The organism is Variovorax stachyos, from assembly GCF_051400855.1.
Lineage (GTDB): Bacteria > Pseudomonadota > Gammaproteobacteria > Burkholderiales > Burkholderiaceae_C > Variovorax.
Genome location: NZ_JBLFFN010000054.1, coordinates 1 through 1,057, shown reverse-complemented (window position 1 = coordinate 1,057; position 1,057 = coordinate 1). Strand labels below are relative to the sequence as shown.

At 63.1% G+C, this 1,057-nt stretch carries 1 protein-coding gene; it reads left to right on the top strand.

What is annotated here, in order from left to right; genetic code table 11:
- Nucleotide 1 precedes the first annotated feature (1 nt).
- The coding region (locus tag ACMGEZ_RS29660; RefSeq protein ID WP_436825857.1) for an IS1182 family transposase at nucleotides 2-1,057 on the top strand (1,056 nt) is incomplete at its 3' end.

Sequence of the window (1,057 nt, the reverse complement as noted above, 5' to 3'; positions counted from 1 at the left end):
CATGAAGCGATTCATCGAAGGCGAGGACCGTCAGCAGGTCACTCTGCTGCCGGAGTGCCTTGACGACTACATAGGCGAAGACAACCCGGTGCGGGTCGTCGATGCGTTCGTCGAGGAACTGGACCTCCATGCCCTGGGCTTCGAAGGCATTGAACCCGCAGCCACTGGTCGGCCCTCCTATCACCCGTCGGTCCTGCTGAAGCTCTACATCTACGGCTACCTGAACCGCATCCAGTCGAGTCGCCGCCTGGAGCGCGAGGCGCAGCGCAACGTCGAACTGATGTGGCTCACCGGCCGGCTGGCGCCGGACTTCAAGACCATCGCCGACTTCCGCCACGACAACGGAACCGGTATTCGCAACGTTTGCCGCCGCTTCGTCGGTCTGTGCCGCGACCTCAAGTTGTTCTCTCATGCCATCGTGGCCATCGACGGCAGCAAGTTCAAAGCGGTCAACAGCCGCGATCGCAACTTCACCGCGGGCAAGATCGACGCGCGTCAGCGGCAGATCGAGCAGAGCATCCAGCGCTACCTCGACGCCCTGGAGACGGCCGACCGCACGCAGCCGACGGAAGTCGAAGCCAAGACCGAGCGGCTGCAGGACAAGATCAAGAAGCTGCGCGAGCAGATGAAGCAGCTCGATCGCACCAAGGAAGAGTTGAAGAAGGAACCCGATGGGCAGCGCTCGCTTACCGATCCCGATGCACGTTCGATGAACTCGCAAGCCAAGGGCTCAGGCCTGGTGGGCTACAACGTGCAGGCGGCGGTCGATGCCAGGCACCACCTGATCGTGGCCCACGAGGTGACCAACGCCGGCCACGACCGCGCGCAACTCAGCAACATGGCCAAGGCTGCGCGTGAGGCGATGGGCAAGCCCAAGCTGCAGGCACTCGCCGATCGCGGGTACTTCAACGGCACGGAGCTCAAGGCCTGCGAGGATGCGGGGATCACGACCTATGTGCCCAGGCCAATGACCTCCAACGCCAAGGCCGAGGGACGCTTCGACAAGAGCGACTTCATCTACATCGCGAAGGCTGACGAGTATCAGTGCCCTGCGGGC